General features: G+C 73.0%; 1 protein-coding gene. It reads left to right on the top strand.

All coding sequences use genetic code 11. The features are described from left to right. A partial coding sequence (locus tag FJV41_RS49285) for an RsmB/NOP family class I SAM-dependent RNA methyltransferase (protein ID WP_141649528.1) occupies window positions 1-901 on the top strand: 901 nt, incomplete at its 5' end. Between the last annotated feature and the right edge of the window lie 127 nt (window positions 902-1,028).

Here is a 1,028-nt window from a genome sequence, read left to right as displayed (position 1 = left end):
CCCCTCGCTCGCCCTCCGCTACTCCCTCCCGGACTGGCTCGCCGACCACTTTTCCCGCGAGCTCGGCCCCGACGCCGATGCCTTCTGCGCCCACCTCAACGTCCCCGGGCCCATCACCCTCCGGGTCAATCCACTCCGCTCCTCCCGCGAGGAACTTGCCGAGCGCCTCCGCTCCGAGGGCGTCTCCACCCACCCGGGCCCTTGGAGCCCGCTCGCCCTCCACATCGACGGGCCCCGGCCCAACCTCTACGCGCTGCCCTCCCTCCAGGAAGGCCGCTTCGAGGTCCAGGACGAGGGCAGCCAGCTCCTCGGCCTCCTCCTGGAGGCCCTCCCCGGCGAAACCGTGGTCGACCTGTGCGCGGGCGCCGGGGGCAAGACGCTCCAGCTCGGCGCCGCCATGCGCGACTCCGGCCGCCTCTTCGCCCATGACCCGGACCCGGAGCGGCTCGACCGACTCCTCCAGCGCTCCTCCCGCGCCGGCCTCACCCGCGTCCAGGTCCTCCGGACCCCTCCCACCTCGGGCCTCGGCGCCGACCGCGTCCTCGTGGACGCTCCCTGCTCGGAGCTGGGCTCCCTCCGCCGCGGCCCTGACCAACGCTTCCGCATCACCCCCGACGTCCTCGCCCACTTCCCACCGCTCCAGCTCGACATCCTCCAGCGCGGCGCGGACCTGGTGCGCCCGGGCGGACGGCTCGTCTACGCCACCTGCACCGTGAACCGCGCTGAGAACGAGGACGTCGTCTCCGCCTTCCTCGCGGCTCGGCCCGACTACCGTCTCACCCGTCCCGGCGCGGGGTGGCTCTCGGAGGCCTGTCTTCGCGATGGCTTCCTCTTCGTCGCTCCCCACAGCCACGGTACCGACGCGTTCTTCGCGGCCGTCCTGGAGCGCTCGGCCGGGTAGGGGAGGGGGCTTCGAGCGACCGCAGTGTCCGTGTTCCGACGTCCGGGAGTACTCAACGCTCCCGGCTCGAATCCGGATGCCCGCCGTCCCCCCGGTGCTATGAAGCGCTCGTGCGTTGGCTCAAGCC

It is taken from the genome of Myxococcus llanfairpwllgwyngyllgogerychwyrndrobwllllantysiliogogogochensis, assembly GCF_006636215.1.
In the GTDB taxonomy this organism is placed as follows: Bacteria; Myxococcota; Myxococcia; order Myxococcales; family Myxococcaceae; genus Myxococcus; species Myxococcus llanfairpwllgwyngyllgogerychwyrndrobwllllantysiliogogogochensis.
Note: the sequence above shows the minus strand (reverse complement) of the source record. Positions and strands in the feature narration are given on the sequence as shown.